At 40.5% G+C, this 22900-nt stretch carries 17 protein-coding genes; 4 read left to right on the top strand and 13 right to left on the bottom strand.

What is annotated here, in order from left to right:
* Positions 1–143: 143 nt before the first annotated feature.
* The 3 genes from ACEXOE_RS16385 to ACEXOE_RS16375 all read right to left on the bottom strand — a co-directional run bounded on the left by ACEXOE_RS16385 (position 144) and on the right by ACEXOE_RS16375 (position 2139).
* Positions 144–818: a peroxiredoxin-like family protein gene (locus ACEXOE_RS16385; protein WP_394749921.1), complete on the bottom strand. Its 675-nt coding sequence runs from the start codon at positions 816–818 to the stop codon at positions 144–146.
* Positions 819–916: 98 nt separating this feature from the next.
* Positions 917–1510, bottom strand: coding sequence for a Crp/Fnr family transcriptional regulator (locus ACEXOE_RS16380; RefSeq protein WP_394749920.1), 594 nt, complete (start codon positions 1508–1510; stop codon positions 917–919).
* Entirely contained in the window at positions 1510–2139 is a 630-nt protein-coding gene (locus ACEXOE_RS16375) for a TetR/AcrR family transcriptional regulator (protein ID WP_394749919.1), read from the bottom strand. Before ACEXOE_RS16375 ends, ACEXOE_RS16380 begins: the two co-directional genes overlap by 1 nt.
* Before the next feature lie 76 nt (positions 2140–2215).
* Here ACEXOE_RS16375 and ACEXOE_RS16370 point away from each other — a divergent pair, with 76 nt between their 5' ends.
* A complete protein-coding gene (locus ACEXOE_RS16370) occupies positions 2216–2521 on the top strand; it encodes a hypothetical protein (RefSeq protein WP_394749918.1) in 306 nt (101 codons plus the stop codon).
* A gap of 61 nt (positions 2522–2582) precedes the next feature.
* Here ACEXOE_RS16370 and ACEXOE_RS16365 read toward each other — a convergent pair whose 3' ends face one another.
* The 10 genes from ACEXOE_RS16365 to ACEXOE_RS16320 form a co-directional block, all read right to left on the bottom strand.
* Entirely contained in the window at positions 2583–3056 is a 474-nt protein-coding gene (locus ACEXOE_RS16365; RefSeq protein WP_394749917.1) for a YHS domain-containing (seleno)protein, read from the bottom strand.
* 75 nt (positions 3057–3131) lie between these two features.
* Positions 3132–3485 (bottom strand): nuclear transport factor 2 family protein, encoded by a 354-nt coding sequence (locus ACEXOE_RS16360; RefSeq protein WP_394749916.1) that lies wholly within the window; start codon positions 3483–3485, stop codon positions 3132–3134.
* 180 nt (positions 3486–3665) lie between these two features.
* Positions 3666–4595, bottom strand: coding sequence for a helix-turn-helix domain-containing protein (locus tag ACEXOE_RS16355; RefSeq protein ID WP_394749915.1), 930 nt, complete (start codon positions 4593–4595; stop codon positions 3666–3668).
* Between the two features lie 251 nt (positions 4596–4846).
* Positions 4847–6268: an L-serine ammonia-lyase gene (locus ACEXOE_RS16350; protein WP_394749914.1), complete on the bottom strand. Its 1422-nt coding sequence runs from the start codon at positions 6266–6268 to the stop codon at positions 4847–4849.
* A 300-nt stretch (positions 6269–6568) separates the two neighbouring features.
* Positions 6569–8020 (bottom strand): hypothetical protein, encoded by a 1452-nt coding sequence (locus ACEXOE_RS16345; protein ID WP_394749913.1) that lies wholly within the window; start codon positions 8018–8020, stop codon positions 6569–6571.
* Between the two features lie 92 nt (positions 8021–8112).
* Complete coding sequence (locus ACEXOE_RS16340) at positions 8113–9579, bottom strand: IPT/TIG domain-containing protein (protein ID WP_394749912.1); 1467 nt, start codon at positions 9577–9579, stop codon at positions 8113–8115.
* 44 nt (positions 9580–9623) lie between these two features.
* Positions 9624–10787, bottom strand: coding sequence for a hypothetical protein (locus ACEXOE_RS16335; RefSeq protein WP_394749911.1), 1164 nt, complete (start codon positions 10785–10787; stop codon positions 9624–9626).
* A 20-nt stretch (positions 10788–10807) separates the two neighbouring features.
* Positions 10808–12406, bottom strand: a complete 1599-nt coding sequence (locus ACEXOE_RS16330; protein ID WP_394749910.1) for a SusD/RagB family nutrient-binding outer membrane lipoprotein — start codon at positions 12404–12406, stop codon at positions 10808–10810.
* Between the two features lie 18 nt (positions 12407–12424).
* Positions 12425–15493 (bottom strand): SusC/RagA family TonB-linked outer membrane protein, encoded by a 3069-nt coding sequence (locus ACEXOE_RS16325; protein WP_394749909.1) that lies wholly within the window; start codon positions 15491–15493, stop codon positions 12425–12427.
* A gap of 154 nt (positions 15494–15647) precedes the next feature.
* Positions 15648–16832: a metallophosphoesterase gene (locus ACEXOE_RS16320; protein ID WP_394749908.1), complete on the bottom strand. Its 1185-nt coding sequence runs from the start codon at positions 16830–16832 to the stop codon at positions 15648–15650.
* A 329-nt stretch (positions 16833–17161) separates the two neighbouring features.
* Here ACEXOE_RS16320 and ACEXOE_RS16315 point away from each other — a divergent pair, with 329 nt between their 5' ends.
* The 3 genes from ACEXOE_RS16315 to ACEXOE_RS16305 all read left to right on the top strand — a co-directional run bounded on the left by ACEXOE_RS16315 (position 17162) and on the right by ACEXOE_RS16305 (position 22883).
* Positions 17162–18433 (top strand): helix-turn-helix transcriptional regulator, encoded by a 1272-nt coding sequence (locus tag ACEXOE_RS16315; protein WP_394749907.1) that lies wholly within the window; start codon positions 17162–17164, stop codon positions 18431–18433.
* A 211-nt stretch (positions 18434–18644) separates the two neighbouring features.
* Positions 18645–19055, top strand: coding sequence for an HYC_CC_PP family protein (locus tag ACEXOE_RS16310; RefSeq protein WP_394749906.1), 411 nt, complete (start codon positions 18645–18647; stop codon positions 19053–19055).
* A 108-nt stretch (positions 19056–19163) separates the two neighbouring features.
* Positions 19164–22883 carry an efflux RND transporter permease subunit gene (locus ACEXOE_RS16305; RefSeq protein WP_394749905.1) on the top strand — a complete coding sequence of 1240 codons (3720 nt, stop codon included), beginning with the start codon at positions 19164–19166 and terminating at the stop codon, positions 22881–22883.
* The last annotated feature ends 17 nt before the right edge of the window (positions 22884–22900 follow it).

Raw genomic sequence — 22900 nt, 5'->3', positions numbered from 1 at the left:
TTTTTTGCCTTCAACGACTCAGGTAGCATGGCATTAATTTAAGCGGGCGAACCTTAAGAATAGCCTTTGAAAAAGAAAAGATAGGCAATCAAAATTGAATAACAATGGGATTTCCGATGCCGGATAATAAATTTGCTAAAACCTCATTTTTTGAGCGTAGCACCCTCCAAAGCATGAATAATTTCAGCAGCGTCAACACGGTTTCGATAATCTCCCCCTAGAGATTTGGCAAAGGAAACGGTACCATCTGTTTCAATAATGAAAACTGCGGGTACAGGCAATTCCCTTGAAGTATCAGAATAGTGACTATCGAAGTCAAAACCTAGATTTTCCATAGTGTTCACGGGATCATTAGCGTTTTTAAATACGGCTACATATGCACGGGCAACAAGGTTCCCGGGATCACTTAAAACTTCAAAATCAAGTTCATTTTTTTCTTTGATACTTAAAGATTCATCAGGGATTTGAGGGGAAATTGCTACCAAATTTGCGCCCAAGGAATGAATTTTTGACAGTTCACCTTGATAATGGGCAAGTTGTAAATTGCAATAAGGACACCAGGTACCTCTGTAAAAACTCAGAACAACCTTTCCTTTTGTGAGGAGATCAGAGAGTTTAACAGCTTCATTGACTGCATTGGGCAGTGAAAAATCTGGTGCTATGTCGCCAATGGCCAGTTTTAAAATAGCCGAGTGTTCTACTTGAAGGTTTTCTGCGTCATTATCGAAAACCTCCAAGGCATCTTGGGGCAACATGTCTTGCAAATTTTTACGTAACCCCTTTAAACCATTTTGATAAGAATTCAATGCTTTGTTCATTTTTTTATTTTTAAATAGAATTTATATTGATGGTGTAAAATTGCGACAAGACACCTTCATTAAAAATGAACTAGATTAGGAAATAGGCTTAAACTACATTAAGTTTTTGAATGGGTATTTCTGATTTTAGACATAAATTCGGGGGTCATTCCCAAATAAGAAGCAATTACCTTTTGTGGAACACGCTTCACAATATCGGGATAACGATCTAATAAATCCAGATAACGTTCCTTGGCCGTCATACTCAAATTGGACAAGGTTCGTTTGCGTGAAAAGGCAAATGCTTTTTCTGTAGAAATTCTAAAATACTCACTTAAAGGATGTACTTCTTTGCAAAGCCCTTCGATATCCTCATAACGCATTTGAACTATTTTAGAATCTTCCAGGGCTTCTACAAATAAGGTGGCAGGAGTTTGTGTGATATAACTGTAAAAATCACTCACAAACCAATCTTCAATGGCGATTTGAACTGTATGTTCTTTCCCATCATTATCGATAAAATAGGAGCGAAAAGTACCTTGGACGATATAATTTCTGTATTGACAGATATAACCTGGTTGATCAATGAATTGGCGTCTTTTGATTTTCTTCGTATGCAGAATGCTTACCAGTTTTTCTGTTTCTTCAGGCTTTAGCCTAACATACTTTGCGATATTGTTCAGTAGACTACGGAATTCTTCCAAAGCTTCCATTAGTGTTGTTTTTGTATTAGGCGATTAAAATAATTATGATAGGCTTCCTTGGATGGCAATTCAAGAAAAGGTTCCAAGAGTCCGCAGCAAATTTTCATATAGTGCATAAAACGATGGTTTTGAGGGACTTCAGAGGCAATTTCCGAATCAATAGGCCAAAAGGTGTGCAATAGCTGTCCCACATTGATCAACCGTTCCATCTGTTCTGCACTGATATCTTTTTTTAAGATTCCCATATCCATATAATGCTTGAAAACTTGACGGGCCATATACATTTCCTCCGATCTTTTTTTTAGGTGAACTTTTTTGATTTCCGGATACTGTGAGAGTATTTCGAACAGATTGAGATAGAAGAATTTATATTTTTCTTGAATAAGAAATAAGTTTTTATGGCTATCCAAATAGGTGATAATGCTGGGGCTTTCATCCTGTATGGAAGTGTAGATCGTTTGAATTTCCACGAGCATTGCTTCATATAAACTTTGTAGGATGATTTTTTTATCCGGGAAATGATACGAAAAGCTTCCGAGGCTAATGTTTAAGTCCGCGCAAATAACTCTCGCCGTTACAGTGCTAAGCCCATGTGTATTGTACAATTGACGGGCGCGATCTAAAATTTTCTGTTTCATGATTCAAAAATACAAGGATTCGTACACTTGTACAATTCAAAGAGATTCGTACATTTGTACGACAAACGATAATAATATGCATTTTTCTTTTATTGATTTTATAATAGGGCTTACGTTGATCAATACCATTCCTCATTTTGTCCTTGGTATTTGGAAGGGTAGAATGTTCAGTGGGCTGGGCTTTGGAAATAGACAAAATATTCTGTATGGCCTATTGAATTTAAGTATTTCCCTCGGCTTATTCCTGTATACCTATGGTTGGGAAGGGTTGTTTGATCAGGGGATTTACCTGGGCGCACTGTTCGTTATTTTTTCATATTTGGCCGTTGGGAAGCTATGTTATCGCTATTTCCACCTGAAACATTTTTCCAAGAACCCATAAAACGGGAAAATCCGACCACAAAAGTGATCGGATTCCAATATACTGCCATCATCAGGAAATATTAATTATGGGTCTTGCTGAGCTTGGCCCAATTTTTATCGGCAGTACTTTTTAGTTTGTTGTGATTGTTTTCGGCCATCCATAGTTGCTGTGCATCCAATTCCACATTATTCAAAAACAGGTAGTATTTACCATCTTTTACGATAAATTTATTGGGGTCAACTCTGAATTTTGCCCCGGCATAAGTTCCAAAGGCACAATACCCACCGTACTGTGGCAAATATTTGGAAGGATTTTTGTCAAAACTGGCCTTTTGTTCTTTGGAGGTAAAGTAATAGGTTACTTTTTTGTATTCGGATTTAAAATTCTTATTTCCTCTTTGGGCAAGCTGAAGATCCAAATAAGATACCGGACTATAGCCTTGAAGGGCAATATTGCTATTATCTATATTGTTGGCTTTTTTATCTTGTGCAAATGTTGCTGTACTTACGACCAAAGCGAAGGTTAAAAATGTTGTTTTAATTAAATTTTTCATGATATTTTATTTTAAGATGTTGTTTTAATAGATGCTATGTTTGCTGTATAGGTGTTTAAGTGTAGCGCGGTTGATTTACTCCGCATTAAAATAGGTTTCCTGGATTATTTTTCCTTCCTCATTCCATACTCTACGGATAATTTCATGCCAATAAATTTTGCTGCCATCCGTCATATCGAAATCGAACGTGAATTCGGAAGCGGAAACATTCCCTTCTACAATAGAATGGTGATGTGTAATACCATTGACCTTGGCAATGGCTCCTGCAAAACCTTCCATTTTAGTGATCATTTCTGCTTTTCCCGCAGTTCCGCCACCGCCGTAGTCAGACGTATTGGCATCTTCTGCAAAGAACTCCTTTACGGCATCTACTATAGCCCCTTGGCTTACGATAGCATCTAATTGGGTTACTTGATTTTTAATATTCATCTTTTTCTTTTTTAGTGAATTAATACACTGCAAAGATGTGATGGAACTGGAGTTAAAGACCTACCAAAAACGCGCTAAGAATTGTACTTTTAGAAGTTGGTGCCCACAACCATTTAAAAGGAAGTTTGGAAGCTGTTGTGGGGTCTTGGGTAGACATTGATTACATTAACCGAGGTATTTTTACAGCCTGGACGCTTTATACTGCGTGGGAGTAAGCCCGGTGATCTTTTTAAACACCGCATTGAAAGATGACTTTGAACTAAAACCGGACTTTTCGGCAATGGCCAGAAGCGTATATTTTTCCTGTTCCGTGGTCTGTAGAAGCATTTTCACCTTTTCAATTCTATAGGTATTGATGAAGTCCGAAAAAGTCATGTCATAATTTTCCAATAGATAAAAGGAAAGCTTTTTTGCACTAATATTTAAATGGGCAGCCACATCGGATACCTTTAAATTTTGACGCGTAAAGATTTCATCTACCTCAAAAAGATATTCCAATTGATCTTTCAATGCATTTGATGTTGTGTTTTCTGGATTTTCTTTTTTGAGATGGAATGTCTTAAAGAGAAGATTGGATTTATGAAAACCTATAAATCCGATCCAATATATGAAGATGGAATTTAGGATCAAAATCACATAATAGAATAATCCACTGTGTTCCAAGTGTAGTATATGTGCCAGAATTTGGTGAAGGATATTCAGGCCAATGACCCCAACAAAGACCCAAGAAAAGGTAGTGAGCCATTTCCAATAATTTCGATGTGTTCTTGGGCCTTCAATCTGCTTGCTCTTTCCAGCAATAAAGAAGATGGCCTTGAGAACCAATGCAAGATTGAATAAGAGGTAAACAAACTCATTGTACAGAAAAAAACCACTGGAATAGACCCTCCAAAAAATGTCAGGGTCGGTACCACTATGCAAGTTAATGTACCAATAGGATCGCAACAAGCCATATACAATTGCGGGAAGGAACAACACATATTCTTTGGGTGAAAAACGCAACTTTCCAATATGGCTTTTAACGTAGAAGTAAAAGCCCACTCCAATGAGGTATTTATAGGGGAAAGGAAACGAACTCAGGGGTATAAAGCCAATTGTTCTGATATCCATGTAAAGTAGGGCATAGGTGAGATTATAAAAGGAAAGCGAAAATAAAAATATGAGGTAATATCTAAAAGCCCTTTTATTCTCCAACCGTCTGGTATATAAGTACAGACAGAGGGTAAACCCTTGTATAGCTCCAAAGAGAACAATAATATTTAGAAAAAGATGGTCTATGTCAGCGTTTTGCACAAAAGACGATTGATCGGCTCATCTGTTACAAGGAGCAATACGAAGGAGGGTTTACAAACAAGAATGGATCAACAATCGGAAGAACCTACGGTTACCGCCAAACCTCCTTCAGAAGTTTCTTTGTAATTGGCATGCATATCCTTTGCTGTCTTCCACATGGTATCTATGACCTTATCCAAGGGAACTTTTACATTTTCCGGATCGGTGCCCAAGGCCAATTCAGCAGCATTGATCGCTTTAATGGCGCCCATAGAATTTCGCTCTATACACGGAATTTGGACCAATCCCCCTATGGGGTCACAAGTTAGTCCCAAATGATGTTCCATGGCAATTTCGGCAGCAATCATGATTTGCTCGGTATTTCCTCCCATTAAACTGCATAAAGCCGCTGCTGCCATGGCCGAGGAAACTCCTATTTCGGCTTGGCATCCTCCCATGGCTGCGGAAATGGTAGCTCCCTTTTTGAAAATGCTCCCGATTTCTCCAGCAACCAACAAAAAATGTTTGATTTCTTCAAATCCCGCCTCATGATCTTCAATAACCAAATAATACATCAATACCGCAGGAATAACCCCTGCACTTCCATTGGTGGGTGCTGTGACTACTCTGCCCAAGGAGGCATTGACTTCATTGATACTCAAGGCAAAACAACTTACCCATTTGAGAATCCCCCTAAATTTTACTTCTGTTTTTCGAATCGTCTGTAGCCAGGATTCAGGTCCGTCATAAGGAAAATCCCCTTTTAAAGTTTGGTACATGTCATAGGCTCTACGGCGTACATTGAGTCCCCCGGGAAGTGTTCCTTGAGTATGACATCCGGTGTACATACATTCCAACATCGTACTCCATACACGCTGTAATTCGTAATTTATGTCCTCTTCCGTTCGGAAAGCCTTTTCATTTTCCAAGACCAATGCGGCAATGGATTTTTGGGTGCTTTTGCAATAGTCCACAAGATCGGCAGCCTTTTCTATGGGATAGGGCAGGGTGTTGAAAGTGGCAATATTCTTTTTGGCATTTTTACGCTCTTCTTTAACCACAAAACCGCCTCCAATAGAGTAAAAGGTGGAGCTAATGGTTTTGCTGGGAGTTATAGCGGTAAACGTCAAGGCATTGGAATGAAAAGGAAGAAATTTTTTATTAAAAGTAATGTCACGATCAAAATCAAATGTGAGTTCCTTTTCATTATTCAATTGCAGTGTTTTTTTGGTCTTTACCGCAGCGATAGTAGCGTGAATGGAAGGTACTGGAATGGTTTCCGGATCGGCTCCTGAAAGCCCTAAAATCACAGCAAAATCTGTAGCATGCCCTTTTCCCGTTAACGATAAGGAGCCGTAGAGATCTATTTTTACCCGATCTATAGCAGTAAAAACGTCTTCCTCTTTTAATTCGGCAATCCAGCGTTCTGCTGCACGCCAAGGTCCTAAGGTATGGGAGCTAGAAGGCCCCACTCCAATCTTCAGCATATCGAAGACACTAATACTTTCCATAGTCCACTACAATTATTGGGGTAATATAGGTATCGTTTCGTCGTACAAGTATAGGATATTTTAATAGAAGTTCCTTATTTTTTTGACCATAGAAGGAAAATTATTCCATGGGTATAAAAACCAGAAGTCCTAAAGCATACTTAAGAGCCATTAAAAGCACGAATGGATCTTCTAGATGTAATAAGTAGCGTTAACAGAAATGGATGTTAACGCTACCAACTAAACTAATTGAAACTAACTCAAATTTAAATTCGGAACACTAAGCGGTATTATATATAGCTCATGTTACGTTTTAAAGGATTAATCCCTGAAAATATAACGGCGTCCTACTTCCGAAGTGTACATGCCAGAACTGCTGTGCCCTACTCGGGGCACGATTTCCATATTCTGGGTTTCAGTGATATCGATATTAAAAACGTCGTTGTAATAAAACTGTAGATAATTAAAATAATTGATACCTCTTTCCAGACGGTGGCGCCCTAACAACAATGCCTGGCACCTTCGATCAAAATTGGGGAAGCTGGGATTGTTATCGTTGCCCCCAACAAGATAGATGACTCTACGAAGGTGTAGACGTTCCCTGATGGTCTCTGCTCCAATGTCATCCAAATACCCAAACAAACCTTCCAGACCATATCTATAATCATTGAATTCCCCGCACCCTCGTAGATTTGCAGGCACTTCAAAGGTATTTTCGGTTCCTGGCACAAGACGTCTGTTATCCAGATACGTATAGGAAGCAGGGTTATTTGGAATAAATCGAATATTGACGCCTCGGGCTTCTACATCATCTGCAATTGGAGAGGACATGGAATATCGATTCGTAAATTGTCCTCCGCCGGAATGCCCGGTCAAGACGATATCTTGTAAATTGGGATAATCCAGTAAGCGGGTAATCAAGGAATCCATGACCGAGAAGGAAGCTATCTCCTCGGATCCCACGGATAAAGCCCCATCATGCCATTCATTGCCATCCCAAAGTAAATGCTCAGCGCTTAAACGAAAAGGGCCCACATCATCTTCTTCTAAAAATTGCGGGGCCACAATAAGGAGATTTTCTAGTGGAAAACCTTCAATAGTGGCAGCTTCCATCATGTTTCGCAACTGTCTACTTGCGGTTCCACTGGTACCGTGTACCGCGATAACGACTCTGGTGATATTTGGATTTTCAGTAAGGGTGATATCGTCAACATTTGAAAAATAAGGAATCACAAAGGTGTCGTCATCTTGGGAAACGGAGAATTTCTTATCCCCGACAAAATCGTCTGGATCATTGGGATCTGTAGGGGGTACATCTGGACGAATAATGACCGTAAGCGAGCTGTTTTCACCCGTATTGGGATTGCCTAAAGTAAGGCCGCTAATTTCATCCAATTCAATGGTGAAAAAACGTTCTTCCGTAACATCTGGATTGTCCAATATGCTTTCTACCAAGGGTACGGTAACCGAGGCATTACTTCTAGAAATAACGAATTCTGAATTCTGTTGTGGTTGAAAATCTTCACCAGCAACGGCAGGATTGAATGCCGGTAAAGTAATACGGTATCCTACGCTTATATCCTGATCGCGTTTGGGGCCACTGAAATTTATAGTGACTTCAAAAGGGGTACTTGAATTTCTATCAACCACAACCTCGCTTTCCTCAAAAAATACATTTCCGCTCAATGGGGTTAGTGTTACGGCATCATCGTCATTGCTACATCCGTAGAGCAGAATGACCAGGGCAACTATAATTAATTTAGATAATTTCATGAATTATGATTTACGTTCTATTATTGTATTCTTAAGGGTTTCCAAACACCTCCTTCGTGAAAATGCGTACAAAGGAGGAGGGTTGGTATTGCTTATTGGAACCTAATGATCAATCGGGCTCCTTCTTCTGGATTATCTACATCATAGGTTTCTGCTTCCCGTCCAACGTTGTTTTCGGTTGCACCAGCGGATACGCCAGAAGGAAACAACATAATATTGATACTGTTTCCTGAAGCCCAGTCTCCTCGATCAATGATTTCTTGGATAATACTTGAAATATCCACTGTCCTTTGGTTAGCCCCAATTTCTGTACCCGTCCATTCGGGTATATTCCAAATAGCACTGGCACTGGTCAACGGTCTGGCAGATAAATCTCCTATAGTTTCGGTGTACATGGCGGCATTACCTACATTCTCACCATAAATGGTCATTTCGGTAGGGTCTGCACCCTCGGTTTGATCGGCCACAAATTGGACACTTGCGGAGAGTATTGTAACTCCGGAAGGAATAGCCACACCATTGAATCGTAAACCAATGTTTTGCAATCCCAAGTCAGGAGTACCTGAAGTATCGAACTCTCCCAATTCCAGATCACTACTATCCAAACTCATCCTGCCATCAGCAGCTTCTTCCACATCGTCTTCCACCGCGTTGATAGGTACTTCTATACTAGTTCCAACAACGATAGGGGTAAAAATTTGTGTACTGGTCGCTGTTTGCCCTTCTACGGTCACGGTGATAAGTCCGGGATCCAGGGCATCCAATGGAACTAGGGCGGTTATGGTACTCAAGGTTGAAGAAACCAGAGGTGCATCCACACCGCTAATGGTTACGATATTTTCTGAGGTAACCGTGCTAAAATTGGCACCACTAATGGTAATTTCTGCTTCTTGCTCCGCGCTTAAGGGGTCAATACTACTGATTCTTGGCGCTACAATAAAATCACCACTATTAAAAGTGTCCGATTGTCCGAAAACAGTGACCGAGATTCGCCCTGTTAGGGCTTCATCGGGAACGATGACCGTTAAGGCATCGGTAGTGGCTGCCGTTACCGTAGCCGGTAGGGTACCGAATAAAACCATGTTTTCCGCAGGGACATCGCTAAAATTTTCACCTTCGATAATAACTTCGTCACCCACATCGCCAATAAAGGTGCTCACGCCTGTGATATCGGGTTCTGGAACTACCATGAATACTGGGCCGGTGACTGTAAATTGCGCTAAGGAAATGGATATGGGCCCTGTCGTGGCCCCTTCCGGGACTTCAACGGTCAAGGTGCTATCTGTGGCTGCACTGACACTGGCCAAGACATCATTGAACCGAACTCGATTATTGGAGGGAAGCCTACTGAAGTTTCTTCCATCGATGACCACGTCATTCCCTACATCGGATAAATTGGGAGTGATACCATTGATAACAGGTTCCGCAAAAGGCGCTATTCTATTGTCTACCGTAAAATCATCGTCATTATTGCACCCTAAAAATAGGGCCACTATAATAGCGAATAGGAGAGAAAGTGCCCCTATCCTAGTACGTAGTATGTTGTATGTTTTTTTCATTATGTTCTTTTTAAGTTTAGTAGAAAGAGTTGAAAAACCAAGCCTTATGCATCTGGTATAAAAACCAACATCTCATCAAAATAAATATCCTCATTACCGCTATCAACAACCGCCTCAATAATCAGAACATAGGACACCACATCCGGCATAAAACCGGTATCTGCCACATTCCATCTTCCTTCGAGCTCATCTATTTGAGCTCCGCTGATGTTAGTTAGTTCAAGAGTATCCGTGCTTCCATCGGCACGGGTTATATTGGCAAAAATGGTTAAAGTGTCATCGGCTTCCCAGCTGGTGGCCCTTGGGAAAAACTGTATCCGTATTCCAGAAGAAGGATTGGTTGCCGGATCAACAAGAACTTCGTCAAAAGTCAACCGCAATAGACCATCAATATCTTCCAATTGATAGCCCTGTTCCCCATCGATGAAGGCTCCTACTTCGCCTGTAGCCGTAGTGACCCCAATTTCCTCACTGGTAAAACCACCGTCACCGGTGCTTTCAAAAAATGTTCGGAATCCGATTTCATCGTCTGGTCCAGAACCCACTGCACTATACATTACGCTACGTTCTCCCGGGTTGTTCATCAACTCAGCGGTAACATCTTCTTCCGTATCGGGGCGGGTATAATCGGATCCAAAACCTGTTCCAAAGGGTTCTTCAAAAGAAGTGCCTCGGAGCCTTCGTGGTGGTGGAATAAAGAAAGATAACCTAAAGTTGATGGCTTGATTGAAGGCAAGGTTATCATCAATAAACAATACTCCTGAAGAATCGCCGCCTTCCTGTATGTTCTCATCTGTATTAAAGTCGGTTACGGCCCCATCAAATGTGCCACTGGGAATGGTCAAGGTTGCTATTAATTGAACTGCCCTTGAGGGATCTATTTCCTCTGCAGTAAGGTTCAAAGCAGATAGAATATCCTGCCCGGTAAATTCCAATGTCGCCGGAAAGGAGCTTAAACTGATAAAGTTGTTCACGACAATATCTTCATAAATCAATCGCAATTCATAAGCGGTCACATTGTTGCCTGGATCGGAAACTACGGCAGAAAAAGTATAATTTTCAATATCCAGCGCATTGATTCTGGTGGTTTCAGGCCTTGTATCGAATACGATCAATGCCCCTCTTTGAAAATTGTCGTCCAAGACATCCCCTGGTTCATTGCAGGAGAACCCAAGGAGTACTACGAATAAGAAATATATTTTTTTCATAATTACGTCTATTGATGGTATTAGTTGATAAAACCTTGTGGATTGGTATCCCAAAATACTTGGGTGGTAATCGGCCTTTGGTTAACCGATGAGTTATTGGTCACTTCATCATTTGGTAAGGAGAAGACCCTTGGGAAAGGGACATTGGCGTTATTGATCGGCGCAGTAAAAGCCGAAGGGAAACCAGTACGCCTATATCCATTATAGGCTTCGGTTGAGTTTCCAAAAGAGGCTAGATAGTACTCGGTCAACACAATATCCAATCGCCCATTCATATCGGCTGCGGCAAAATCTGCCATGACTTCGGCCACATAGGCATCGACATCAGCTGCAGTAGCAGCAAATGGGGAATCAGAAGCCGCACTTCTAAAATTCAATACTTTGTTCATGGATTTGCGTATACCCGATTCCAATAAGGCTGCTGCGTCATCGGAAGTTCCCCTGGATATGGCTGCTTCTGCACGTAAAAAGTCCACAAAAGAGGACAATAGTATAGGCAGTATTCCTGCGCCCCCTTGATTTGGGGCATCTTCTCCTAGAAGCACATTATTGGATTGAGTTGCTGGATTGTCCGCATCAAATGCGCCGCCCACTGGATAGAGTCCATAAGTAGCTCTAAAATTTCGATCTACCCCCGTAGGCCTGGAATCTCCGTGATCCCGTCCGTAGTAGGCATTTCCTAAAAAGCAAAAATTAAAATTGGGCACGTCTACACAAGCCAAAATATCGTTTGGGGGATCAAGGGTACTTTGGCGATAAATATAGTATCTGATGCGCGGATCGGGAATGGTTTTGTCATTCAATAAGAGGTCCATAAAAGAATTGCCCAAAAATGAACTAAAGCCCCCTGGGACATAACCTACAACAAAATCGGGATGTCGGGTATCCGGTTCTGTGAGCGAAGTCCCATAGGTAAACTCAAAATCGTCCTCAGCTTCAATAAAGTTGCCATTGGCCAATACGGCATTAATTCTGGAAGCATCGCCAATATTGACCAACATTTTCAGCTGAAGGGAATTGGCCAATCGGATCCATTGCGCTCTATTTCCGCCATAATATAAATCGGTTGTGGGAGCAGGTGTTCCGGCATTTAAATCTTCAATAGCTTCATTAATTTGAACCAATAGGTTTTCATAAATCGTGGCGTCATCATCGGCTGCGGGGTTAATAATACCTTCTCCCGCCCTGTTGGCTTCGGAAAATGGGATATCCCCTAAATAATCTACCATAGTTGTAGTAAGATATGCCGTTAAAATTCGGGATATCCCTCTATGAAATCGGAGATTCTCATCGGTAGCGGTCTGTTGTTCTATAATATTGGCATCTTCGAGAACTGACGCATAGTTCTGCCATTCCCCGTCTAAAGCGTCTGGTTCCGCCACATCCAAATAACTCTCGTTTAAATTGGTATAGCGCATAACCTCGTCTGTTGTCTGGTTTAGATCCATTAAAATATCCGCCGTTTCAAGCTGTACATTGTTCAATAAAAAATTGGGATCCGCATTCTCCGGGGATAACAAGTTGGGGTTGGTTTGCAGATCTTCTCCAAACTCCGTGATTTCGCAAGAAGAAATTGAGAAGAAGAGACACAAGCCTAAAATTAGTTTTATATAGTTCATTTTTCTTTGTTTAGAGGATTAAAAATTAAAGGAAACTCCAAAAGCATATCGTTTTGTGGTGGGCACATTAAAGCCTGTGTTCTCTGGGTCTTCATTGATATACTTTGGTAGATTAGGCGTGTAAAAGAAAATATTTCTTCCCGTAAGTGTGAATACGATAGAATTAAAGGGAAGTTTTTCAAATACTGACCTATCCAAGGTATAGGATAATGCAACTTCCCGAATTCTAAAGACGGAGGCATCGAAGGTATTGATGTCGTCCGTATCAAAGAAATTGCTGAAATACGCATTGTTCCCTGTAATTTGGATCGTATTTGGAATGGTGTTCCCATTGGCATCTAGAATAGGCTCTCCTGTTGCCAAATCCCCAAGTACCCCTGGGATAACAAAAAGCCCTTCTCTATTTTCAGTGTCCCGGGTGACCCCTCTTTCTATAAGTTGCTCGGATATCAAGGAATTAAGATCTCCACCATGGGTATATTCCAATTGAGCGGACAATCTAAAGTTTTTATAACTAAAACTGTGAATGGAGGTCGCTCGCCAGTCCGGGGTTCTATTTCCAATAACCCTATTGGGCAATCCAACATTGTCGCTTTCAATCAATTCTCCGGAATTGGGATCTACCAAAATATTGCCTTCGGTGTCCCTAAGGATATAATCTCCGAAGAAAGAGCCTAATTCTTCCCCTACAATTAAATCGTTATTGTCCCCGGCATTATCCACTTGTTGGATACCATTGGCCAATTCCACCACCTCGGAATTAAATGAAGTGAACGTATTTCTGATATCCCAATTAAAAGGACCTTTTCTGAATAGTTTTACTCCTAAATCGATTTCTATACCTTCCGTGTCTACACGCCCGGCATTGATCAAGGTATTGTCAAAACCAGTACTTCTGGCCAATTCTGTCTCAAAGATTTGATCTCTGGAGATACGTGTAAATAAGGAAGTCTCCAATGTAAGGGCATTATCAAAGAAATTACCTTCGATACCTACTTCAAACTCCCGGTGCAACTCTGGTCCCAAGTTTGGATTGGCCAAACGGCCAAATAGGGAATTGGTCACTACCGGATTTCCTTCCTCATCTATAAATTCCCTAGGATCGGAAGCCAAAGCATTTCGGGTTTGAAATCTCCCGGGAAAGCCTGCCGATGTGGCAAATGCTCCTCTGATTTTTAAGTAATTCACAATATTTCCGCCAAAATTCTCGAAAGCAGATGTCGGGATAAAGGATAAGGAAACTCCGGGATAAAATTGTGTTTGATTGGCGCTTTCTAAATTGGAACTAATGTCCAATCTACTGGATAATCCTAGAAATAAATAGGTGTCGTAGTTAAAATCTGCCTGCCCAAAGAAACCGACTCTGTTTTCGCGAAAGGTATCAAAATCACCCACAGCTGTAGTTCTAAAGTTACTAGGCCTAAAAAAGCCAAAGACAATTTGATCGGTATAATCCGATTCCTGGGCAGTGCCTCGTTCAAATCTGGAGGTAATTCCGAGTTGGGAATTGAATCCAATTTTTTCGGAAATAGCGTAATTGGATCCAAAGATCAAGGTGTTGTCCACGCGAAAATCTGTATCTGCCTCAATGGTCAATGCACCAAAAATATCAGTTAATATACCTCCTCTATTTCTAAAATCGAACACATTGGCTTGTTCGGTCTGTAAACCTCCTCGATAAATAATGTTGTGATGGTCATTGATCTTGTAGTTAAGGTCTAGGGTGGCATTAAAACGATCTACTCTGCGTTCCCTACCCGTATTGGCCAATGTCCATAGGGGATTTTCCCGTTCTTGCCTGTAGTATACGTTTTCTCCGGTCAAGGGATCTTGAAAAGGTAGATTCTGTAAATCCAAACTTCTGGGGATAATGTAAAGATTTTCAAAAAGATCTCCACCGTCCTGAGAAGTTCGGTCTCTGGTATTAAACCTAATGGAAGAGGATAATTTTAAATTATCGGTCAATTGACTTGTTCCTCCAAGACTAATATTGAAACGTGTAAATTCATTGCTCCCTATAATGCCGTCTTCTCCGGTATAGGCCAAAGCAAAATTCAAAGATGTTTTTTCTCCCGTTGCACTAATGCTTAGCGAAGTGGTTGTCCCAAAACCCGTCTTAAAAAAATCGTTTACATTGTCGCGGGCAGGCACAAAAGGAACAACGGCGTTGGCAAATTCCGGAAATCTGGAATCATTGGACAAAGGATGGGGAATAACATCCAAATCGGAAAAGCGGGCACCATTACTTCCCACATTTCCAAAACTAGCCGCATCGGTTACCAGGTTATTTCCAACGCCAAAGGTGTTTTGGAACTCAGGTAAATTGGCCGCTTGATTGGTATAGGAGACTTGGGAAACCGTGGCCGTAAAACTTTTTTGTCCGAGTTTTGCATTGCCACTTTTTGTCTGGATCAAGATCACACCATTTCGCCCTTCGTCCCCATACAACACGGCAGCATTCAATCCTTTTAAAACTGTGATATCCTGAATATTGTTGGGGTCTATGTCCAACAGGTTCCCTTCAAAGATAATATTGTCCACAACAATCAAGGCCTGATTGCTCTGATTCAAGGACAGATTACCACGGACTACAATACTCGTGGCAGAACCACTACTTCCATTGGGAGCAGTAATCTGTACCCCGGATATTTTTCCTTGCAGTACCCTGGAAATATCTGCTTCGGGCCTTCCTTCTGTCTCTTCCGTATCCACTTTGGAAATGGCATATCCTAAGGCTTTTCTGGATTTTGTAATACCCTGGGCCACAACCACAACTTCATCAAGCTGATTGGTATTTTCTTCCAGAACTATTTTTAGCTCGATATTTGGATTTGCACTGATTTCTTGAGCGGTATATCCAACATAGGATACGATCAGAACAGCATTTGGATTCACCGACAAGGTAAAATTCCCGTCAAAATCTGTTTGTGTTCCATTTGAAGTGCCTTTTTCAACAACCGAAGCTCCTATTAAAGGAACGCCATCTGCTCCAGACACATTTCCCTTGACTTCCAATTTTTGTGCAAAGGAAGTTGCACTTATCAGCAATGTCAACAGAAAACAATAATACTTGATTTTCATATTCATATTGAGTTAGTTTTGATTATTATCTTTTGGTTAAACCAAAGCTATGGGAAGCGATGGTTTGATGCTATTTTTTTGGTATTACAAAGCTCCTACATCATGTTTGAGACCTACAACAAATACTTTACGAGGGCCATAAATAGGGCTTGTTTGTTTTTTAGTTGATGTCCATTTTAAATTTTTCCCCTAAATCGTTTACCCTATAGTAACCGTCATTTTCTATAAGAAGGGCTTGTCCTTTTCCTGTAAATTTTTCCTTAGGTTGCTTAATGTCAACACGAATGACTTTACCATTGAAATCACTTGTTACCTCATTGTCTACAATGGTATGCCCCACAATAATATGCTGTACCCCATAAAATTGTAATATGCTGTTTAAGGTGGCTTCGTTTATTTTTTCGTAATCCGAATGATTTTTCACCAAACCTCTGTACCAAAGTGGGCCTTTGTTTCCAAATATCAGATTGGCATACTCATCTTTACCTGGGTTTCGTATGAGGTTTTTCCGGATGTTTTTTCGGATGTAGCTGTTGGTTTCCTCTAGTGTTAAACCAGTATCAATTAACAAATCACTGATACCTCCGTGAACGAACAGATTATTTCCGATCTTTTCAATGGTATTTTTACTTTTTATCCACTTTACCAATTCGTTGGTATCGGACATCAAAAATTCATAGGCTTTCTTTTTGTCATCGGTTATTCCCGAAACTATTTTAGCCAGTTCAAGGTATTTTGATTTGATGTAGCGCGTATCCAGTTGCAAATTCATAACGTCGTGATTGCCTAAAATAAAATGCACTTGCCCATTATGCTTTTTGGCTTCTTGATCTAGTTTGTACAGCAGCCATAAACAAGGTAAAACTTCCGTTCCCCTATCCATCATATCTCCACAAATAACCAAATGGCCACTCCCAAATGTCCAGTTATAATCGTCATCGATAACATTATTGCCTATAAGAATGCTGTGGAAAGCATTGAAATTCCCTTCAATGTCCGAAGTAACCAGTATTTTTCCCTTGGGCTCATGAACTGCTAGGGGAATATTATACTGTTGTGCTAAAGTGAAAGTGAAACTGTCCTTATCGGTATTGTTGACATAAGTAGAAAAAGCTGTTTTTTCACCTCTAGGGAAGGTTTGTTTTTTTATAAAAAAAGAAGAATCTTTTTTCTGTGCTACCCTGAGTATCGAAATCTGATTTTCTTTGGAGTAAATATAAGGGCCATCCAAACTATGCAAGGTAGTGGTGGAATGTTCTTTGGTGTCGTTTGAGTTTTTGTATATAAATAATATGGAAAGTAGAATAAGAAAAAAGAATACAATAGCCTGTGGTTTAATTTTCATAGGTTCTAATAATAGGTTCAGCGAGTAGAAAGTAAATCGTCCTGATGGTTTGCATAAGTATCTAAGATTTTAGATGCTTAAAAACGAAGTGAGCTTGCTCTTCCATGGTTCTGGAAGTTTAAGTAAGGATGACTTAATTCTCTTCCATCAAAAATAAATGGAATTGCCCTATTTTACGTTTTTGAACATACTACAAGCATGCTACAGATTGTAATTTACCTCAAACAAAAAGGCAACTATGCCGCATTTTGCCCAAATTTCTTTGAATCCATAGTGGTAGGTCATCACAAAAACATATTTTTAAAGGAGAATTAAATATTGTTCAGATTTTGAGAAAAGAATATCTAGGCATCCTATTCTTACTACTTGGCGCAAATCTCATTTTTGCCCAAACAAAAATTATCGCAACAGGAGATCAGTGGGAATATTATGATTTGGCAGAAGCCCCTCCAGCGAACTGGATTATTGGTGCCAATAATCCGGGATGGAAAAAAGGAAGTTCTCCATTGGGTTATGGCGATAGCAAAATTGAGTCCGTAATCAGTTTTGGTGACGATAAAAAGAACAAACACATTACCAAGTATTTTAAAAAAACCTTTAGAATCGAGGATAATTACGAATATCTGATCTATGAATTAAAAATTCAGAGAGATGATGGTATCGTAGTGTATATCAATGGCAGGGAATTTTTGCGAAATAATATGCCTCAAGGTAAAATTGATAACGATACCAAGGCATCAAGCCTTATCCTAGCTTCAGGAGAAGATGAGATATTGACCAAATTAATTTATGCCGAGGATTTAATCCCCGGTTTTAATACCATAAGTGTATCCGTACATCAAGCAAGGCCCACTTCATCCGATTGTATTTTTAATCTTGAATTGATCGGCAATAATGACGCGCAGATGATTCCGCGCTTGTTAAAGGAAAATACCATTAAAAATTTAAAGATGGATCTTCGGTTAAAAGAAATTAACCACAGTCAGGAGCTTGAACACAATAAGATCCAGTACGATACCTTGCAGGAATCCAAGAGTAGGATCGAAAACCTATTTATTGTTATCTGCGTGCTCTTATTTCTTGGAATTTTAGGAGTCTTGTTTTTTGCCAAAACCCTCTATGATAAATTGCAAAAATCCAGGGTTAAAGTAACCAAATTAGAAGAAACCAATACCACAAAGGATCGGGAAATGATGAGCCTTTCCTTAAGTTCCCTCAATAATCAGCAGTTTTTAAAAGGATTGAAAAAAGAATTTGAATCCTATACCCAAAGTGATTCCGCTGCTATTAAAAGAGATATGCGGCAGATTATTAAACAAATAGAGTACAATATTAGTCATGAAGATGATTGGGGAAATCTAAAAAAGCACTTTAATGCGATTCATACGGGGTATTTTGACCAGCTTATTAGTTTGCACCCTAACTTGACCGAAGTTGAATTGCGCCATTGTATCTTTATTAAACTTCACATGCAGACCAAAGAAATTGCAAAAATTCTGAATATTGATCCTAGGTCAGTACAGGTTTCCCGCTATCGCATCAAGAAAAAAATGGAACTTCCAGAAAATGTCGATCTAAGGGATTATTTGCTAAAAGTTTAAAATATACCCAAAAGATGTACAACCTATAGCATGCTTTTTATGGCTGTAAACTCCAGGGTTTGAAAGGCTATATCGGTTAATTTGAAGTCATTTAGCTAGAATTAAGAAGATTTATGGCAATATTGAACTTCATTTGCAGTTTATCTAAAGTACAGGGATTTAACAAGTTTTTGAGAGGAATATCCCTGATTTTTGTAATTTTGTAGTATTCATGAAGAAAGTATTACATCAAATAACGGCTGCTGTTATGGCGATTTTAGTGTTGTTTTCAACGCTATCATTTACCATTAATAGCCATTTTTGTGGAGATACTTTGGTAGATTCTACCTTATTTAAGGAAGCCAAGACCTGCGGAATGCAAATGCATGAAAAGGATTCGTCATCCAAAAGTATGATGGATTGCTGTTCCAATGAGCAAGAACATGTAGAGGGACAGGATGAACTGCAACTATCTGTTGTGGATACGCTTTCTTTAGAGCAACAACTATGGGTTTTCTCCTTTACCTATACCTCCTATTTCTTTTTTGAAGAGAAGACGCCTAAGAAAACTATTTTAAGGGAATACCCTCCTCCGCTTATCGTCAAGCGCATTTATCAATTAGACGAAACCTACCTTATTTGATTTTAGACTATAGATTGTATGGTCCTGTGAAACACTTTTCATGAGGGCATATACCTGTATACGCTATTTCCAATAGCCAAGTCTAATTGTTTAATTGTCAAATAAATCATGCTGAACAAAAGCATAAAGTTTTTAATAGCCCATAAATTTGTGGCTGTTTTACTAGCATCAATTTTTATAGGATGGGGTGTTGTACATGCGCCCTTTGATTGGGATCGGGGAGTACTGCCCGCAAATCCTGTTGCGGTGGATGCTATCCCCGATATTGGTGAAAACCAACAAATTGTCTTTACCTCCTGGGAAGGGCGTTCCCCACAAGATATTGAGGATCAGATCAGTTATCCATTAACCAGTGCCCTCTTGGGAATTCCAGGCGTAAAAACGATTCGCAGTTCTTCCATGTTTGGATTTTCCAGCATCTTCGTCATTTTTGAGGAAGATGTAGAATTCTACTGGAGTCGCACTCGTATTTTAGAAAAACTCAATGCGCTACCTGCCAATACATTGCCGGAGGGCGTGACTCCAAGCTTGGGACCCGATGCAACCGCTTTGGGACAAATTTTTTGGTATACGCTGGAAGGACGGGATGAAGCAGGAAAGGTGACCGGAGGTTGGGATCTGCAAGAGCTGAGGAGTATTCAGGATTACTATGTAAAATATGGTCTGGCCTCAGCAGCAGGAGTTGCCGAAGTTGCTTCTATAGGGGGCTATGTACAAGAATATCAAGTAGACGTTGACCCCGAAGTGATGCGTCAGTACGAGATTAGCCTGGATGCTGTTGTTAAAGCAGTGAAAAAAAGCAATCAAGATATTGGAGCCCAAACTTTGGAAATCAATCAAGCAGAATATGTGGTTCGAGGTCTAGGGTATGTGAAATCCATTGAGGATATCGAGAATACCGTGGTTACCTCAGAAAATTTTACCTCAATTCGGATTAAAGATATAGCCAAGGTTTCTTTAGGTCCTAAAGAAAGACGGGGAATCTTGGACAAAGAAGGAGCTGAGGTCGTGGGAGGGGTAATTGTTGCCCGATATGGTGCCAATCCATTGGAAGTGATTAACAATGTAAAAGAAAAAATTGCAGCACTCAGTGCTGGCCTACCTACCAAAGAATTACAGGATGGCCGGGTATCTCAACTGACTGTGGTTCCCTTTTATGATCGAACAGAACTCATTCAGGAAACCTTAGGTACCCTTGAAGATGCCTTGACCCTAGAAATATTGATTACTATTTTGGTTATCATCATTATGGTTTTTAACCTGAGGGCGTCCATCTTAATTTCGGGCTTGCTGCCCGTAGCGGTACTTTTGGTCTTTATAGCCATGAAATTCTTTCACGTAGATGCCAATATTGTGGCCTTATCTGGAATAGCCATTGCCATTGGAACCATGGTAGATGTAGGGGTTATCCTTTCGGAGAATATCATCCGGCATATCGATGAAAATAAAAAGGGATTGCCCATAAATACGGTAGTATATGAAGCCACTACCGAAGTCTCTGGCGCTATTCTTACGGCGGTATTGACTACGATCGTTAGTTTTATACCCGTTTTTACCATGATAGGTGCGGAAGGAAAGTTATTCCGTCCATTGGCATTTACCAAAACTATGGCCCTTGCGGCATCCTTAATTATTGCGTTGTTTTTAATTCCGCCTTTTGCCGCTTTCCTGTTTCGCAAGCAAGCGTTGAAAGAAAGCGTCAAATACCTTTTAAACGGAAGCCTGCTGGTTCTTGGGATTGCCGCCATTAGTTATGGAACGTGGATGGGGCTTGTCCTGATTGCGTTTGGGGCTACAGGAATTTGGTTTGTTTATCGCCATCAAGAAGAACATGTTTTTTCTTTTAGGGGAGTTACGATGGTATTAGATTACAATTATACCCTTATCATAATTTCTGTAATTACCGTAATTTTCCTATTGGCGGGCTATTGGAGGCCTTTAGGTTTTGATGGGAGCTTAGTTGTAAATCTGGTGTTTGTAGCCGTTCTATGTTTTGGACTGCTGACAATATTTTGGATTTTTAGAAAGAATTATACGCGAATATTAGCATGGGCACTAAGGCATAAACTAGCGTTCTTATCCCTTCCGGCACTCCTGTTGTTGCTTGGGATAAACATTATGCGGAATACGGGAAAAGAATTTATGCCCGCACTTAACGAAGGTTCCTTCCTATTAATGCCAACTTCATTGCCACATGCCGGTGTGGCTGAAAATAAGCGGGTACTCCAGCAGTTGGACATGGCCGTGGCTTCCGTACCAGAGGTCAAAACAGTGGTCGGGAAGGCAGGAAGAACAGAATCTTCTTTAGACCCAGCACCATTATCCATGTATGAGAACTTGATTCAATACAAACCTGAGTATCTATTGAATACCAAAGGCGAAAGGCAAAAGTATAGGGTAAATGCTGAAAATGCCTTCCAGATGAAAGATGGCACTTCGGTAAACCATGGGAATCCAATGGTGACCCATGAAAAGCTTATTCCTGATGATAGGGGGGCTTACTATAGGAGTTGGCGTCCGGAAATTAAATCGCCCAATGATATTTGGAACGAGATTGTCGCAGCAACGCAATTGCCGGGAGTAACTTCGGCACCTAAGTTGCAACCTATTGAAGCCAGGTTGATTATGCTGCAAACCGGAATGCGCGCACCAATGGGAATTAAGATCAAAGGACAGGATTTAAAGGAAATAGAAGCTTTTGGTCTGGCCTTGGAACAGCTATTAAAAGAGGTAAAAGGAGTTAAGGCACAAACCGTTTTTGCAGAACGTATTGTAGGGAAACCTTATTTGCTTATTGCTATTGATCGTGAAAAAATAGCACGTTATGGCATTGCAATAGACGATGTTCAAAATGTCCTCAAAGTGGCCGTGGGCGGGAGCGTGCTTACCCATACTGTAGAAGGAAGGGAGCGTTATGGAATTCGAGTGCGCTACCCCAGGGAGTTGCGCGCCAATCCCGAGGATTTGAGCCAGATATACATTCCTGTTGAAAATCAAAAACCCATTCCTCTAAGTGAATTGGCAACCCTGCGTTATGAGCAGGGACCACAGAGGATTAGAAGTGAGGATACATTCTTAACAGGTTTTGTATTGTTTGATAAAATAGAAGGTTTTGCCGAAGTCGATGTCGTTGAACGGGCGCAAGAGTTGATCGCCCAAAAAATAGCCGACGAAGAATTGATTGTTCCCAAGGGGATGAATTATCAATTTACAGGCACTTATGAAAATCAATTGCGCGCCGAGAAAACCCTTTCTGTAATAGTACCCCTAGTTTTGGGGATTATTTTTCTTATTCTCTACATACAGTTTCGATCTATTGCCACTACTTTGATGGTGTTTGCCGGGATAGCGGTAGCCTTTGCTGGGGGCTTTATACTGCTTTGGCTATATGGACAGGATTGGTTCTTAAATTTTGGATTTTTGGGGACAAATCTCCGGGATCTCTTTCAAATGAAAACCATTAACCTTAGTGTTGCCGTATGGGTTGGTTTTATAGCGCTTTTTGGTATCGCTACGGATGATGGTGTGGTAATGGCCACATACCTTCGACAACGTTTTGGAAAAGACCAACCCAAAACCATAGCGGGAATTCATAAAGCAGTGATCCAGGCCGGAGAAAAGCGTATTCGGCCCTGCTTGATGACTACAGCGACTACTATTTTAGCGCTATTGCCTATTCTGACCTCCACCGGGAGAGGAAGTGATATTATGATACCGATGGCCATTCCAAGTTTCGGAGGGATGTTAATTGCCCTTATGACCTTGTTTGTAGTACCGGTACTCTATTCCTGGGTTGAGGAAATGAAAATCAAAAAAGTAAAGGTGTAAGAAAACCATGAACGAAG

This window comes from Spongiimicrobium salis, assembly GCF_043678055.1.
Classification (GTDB): Bacteria; Bacteroidota; Bacteroidia; order Flavobacteriales; family Flavobacteriaceae; genus Spongiimicrobium; species Spongiimicrobium salis.
Note: the sequence above shows the minus strand (reverse complement) of the source record. Positions and strands in the feature narration are given on the sequence as shown.

What these genes read in the sequence shown, in the direction of transcription:
- ACEXOE_RS16385 (WP_394749921.1), bottom strand. Translation starts at nt 818, where the DNA reads ATGAACAAAGCATTGAATTCTTATCAAAATGGTTTAAAGGGGTTACGT.
- ACEXOE_RS16380 (WP_394749920.1), bottom strand. Translation starts at nt 1,510, where the DNA reads ATGGAAGCTTTGGAAGAATTCCGTAGTCTACTGAACAATATCGCAAAG.
- ACEXOE_RS16375 (WP_394749919.1), bottom strand. Translation starts at nt 2,139, where the DNA reads ATGAAACAGAAAATTTTAGATCGCGCCCGTCAATTGTACAATACACAT.
- ACEXOE_RS16370 (WP_394749918.1), top strand. Translation starts at nt 2,216, where the DNA reads ATGCATTTTTCTTTTATTGATTTTATAATAGGGCTTACGTTGATCAAT.
- ACEXOE_RS16365 (WP_394749917.1), bottom strand. Translation starts at nt 3,056, where the DNA reads ATGAAAAATTTAATTAAAACAACATTTTTAACCTTCGCTTTGGTCGTA.
- ACEXOE_RS16360 (WP_394749916.1), bottom strand. Translation starts at nt 3,485, where the DNA reads ATGAATATTAAAAATCAAGTAACCCAATTAGATGCTATCGTAAGCCAA.
- ACEXOE_RS16355 (WP_394749915.1), bottom strand. Translation starts at nt 4,595, where the DNA reads ATGGATATCAGAACAATTGGCTTTATACCCCTGAGTTCGTTTCCTTTC.
- ACEXOE_RS16350 (WP_394749914.1), bottom strand. Translation starts at nt 6,268, where the DNA reads ATGGAAAGTATTAGTGTCTTCGATATGCTGAAGATTGGAGTGGGGCCT.
- ACEXOE_RS16345 (WP_394749913.1), bottom strand. Translation starts at nt 8,020, where the DNA reads ATGAAATTATCTAAATTAATTATAGTTGCCCTGGTCATTCTGCTCTAC.
- ACEXOE_RS16340 (WP_394749912.1), bottom strand. Translation starts at nt 9,579, where the DNA reads ATGAAAAAAACATACAACATACTACGTACTAGGATAGGGGCACTTTCT.
- ACEXOE_RS16335 (WP_394749911.1), bottom strand. Translation starts at nt 10,787, where the DNA reads ATGAAAAAAATATATTTCTTATTCGTAGTACTCCTTGGGTTCTCCTGC.
- ACEXOE_RS16330 (WP_394749910.1), bottom strand. Translation starts at nt 12,406, where the DNA reads ATGAACTATATAAAACTAATTTTAGGCTTGTGTCTCTTCTTCTCAATT.
- ACEXOE_RS16325 (WP_394749909.1), bottom strand. Translation starts at nt 15,493, where the DNA reads ATGAATATGAAAATCAAGTATTATTGTTTTCTGTTGACATTGCTGATA.
- ACEXOE_RS16320 (WP_394749908.1), bottom strand. Translation starts at nt 16,832, where the DNA reads ATGAAAATTAAACCACAGGCTATTGTATTCTTTTTTCTTATTCTACTT.
- ACEXOE_RS16310 (WP_394749906.1), top strand. Translation starts at nt 18,645, where the DNA reads ATGAAGAAAGTATTACATCAAATAACGGCTGCTGTTATGGCGATTTTA.
- ACEXOE_RS16305 (WP_394749905.1), top strand. Translation starts at nt 19,164, where the DNA reads ATGCTGAACAAAAGCATAAAGTTTTTAATAGCCCATAAATTTGTGGCT.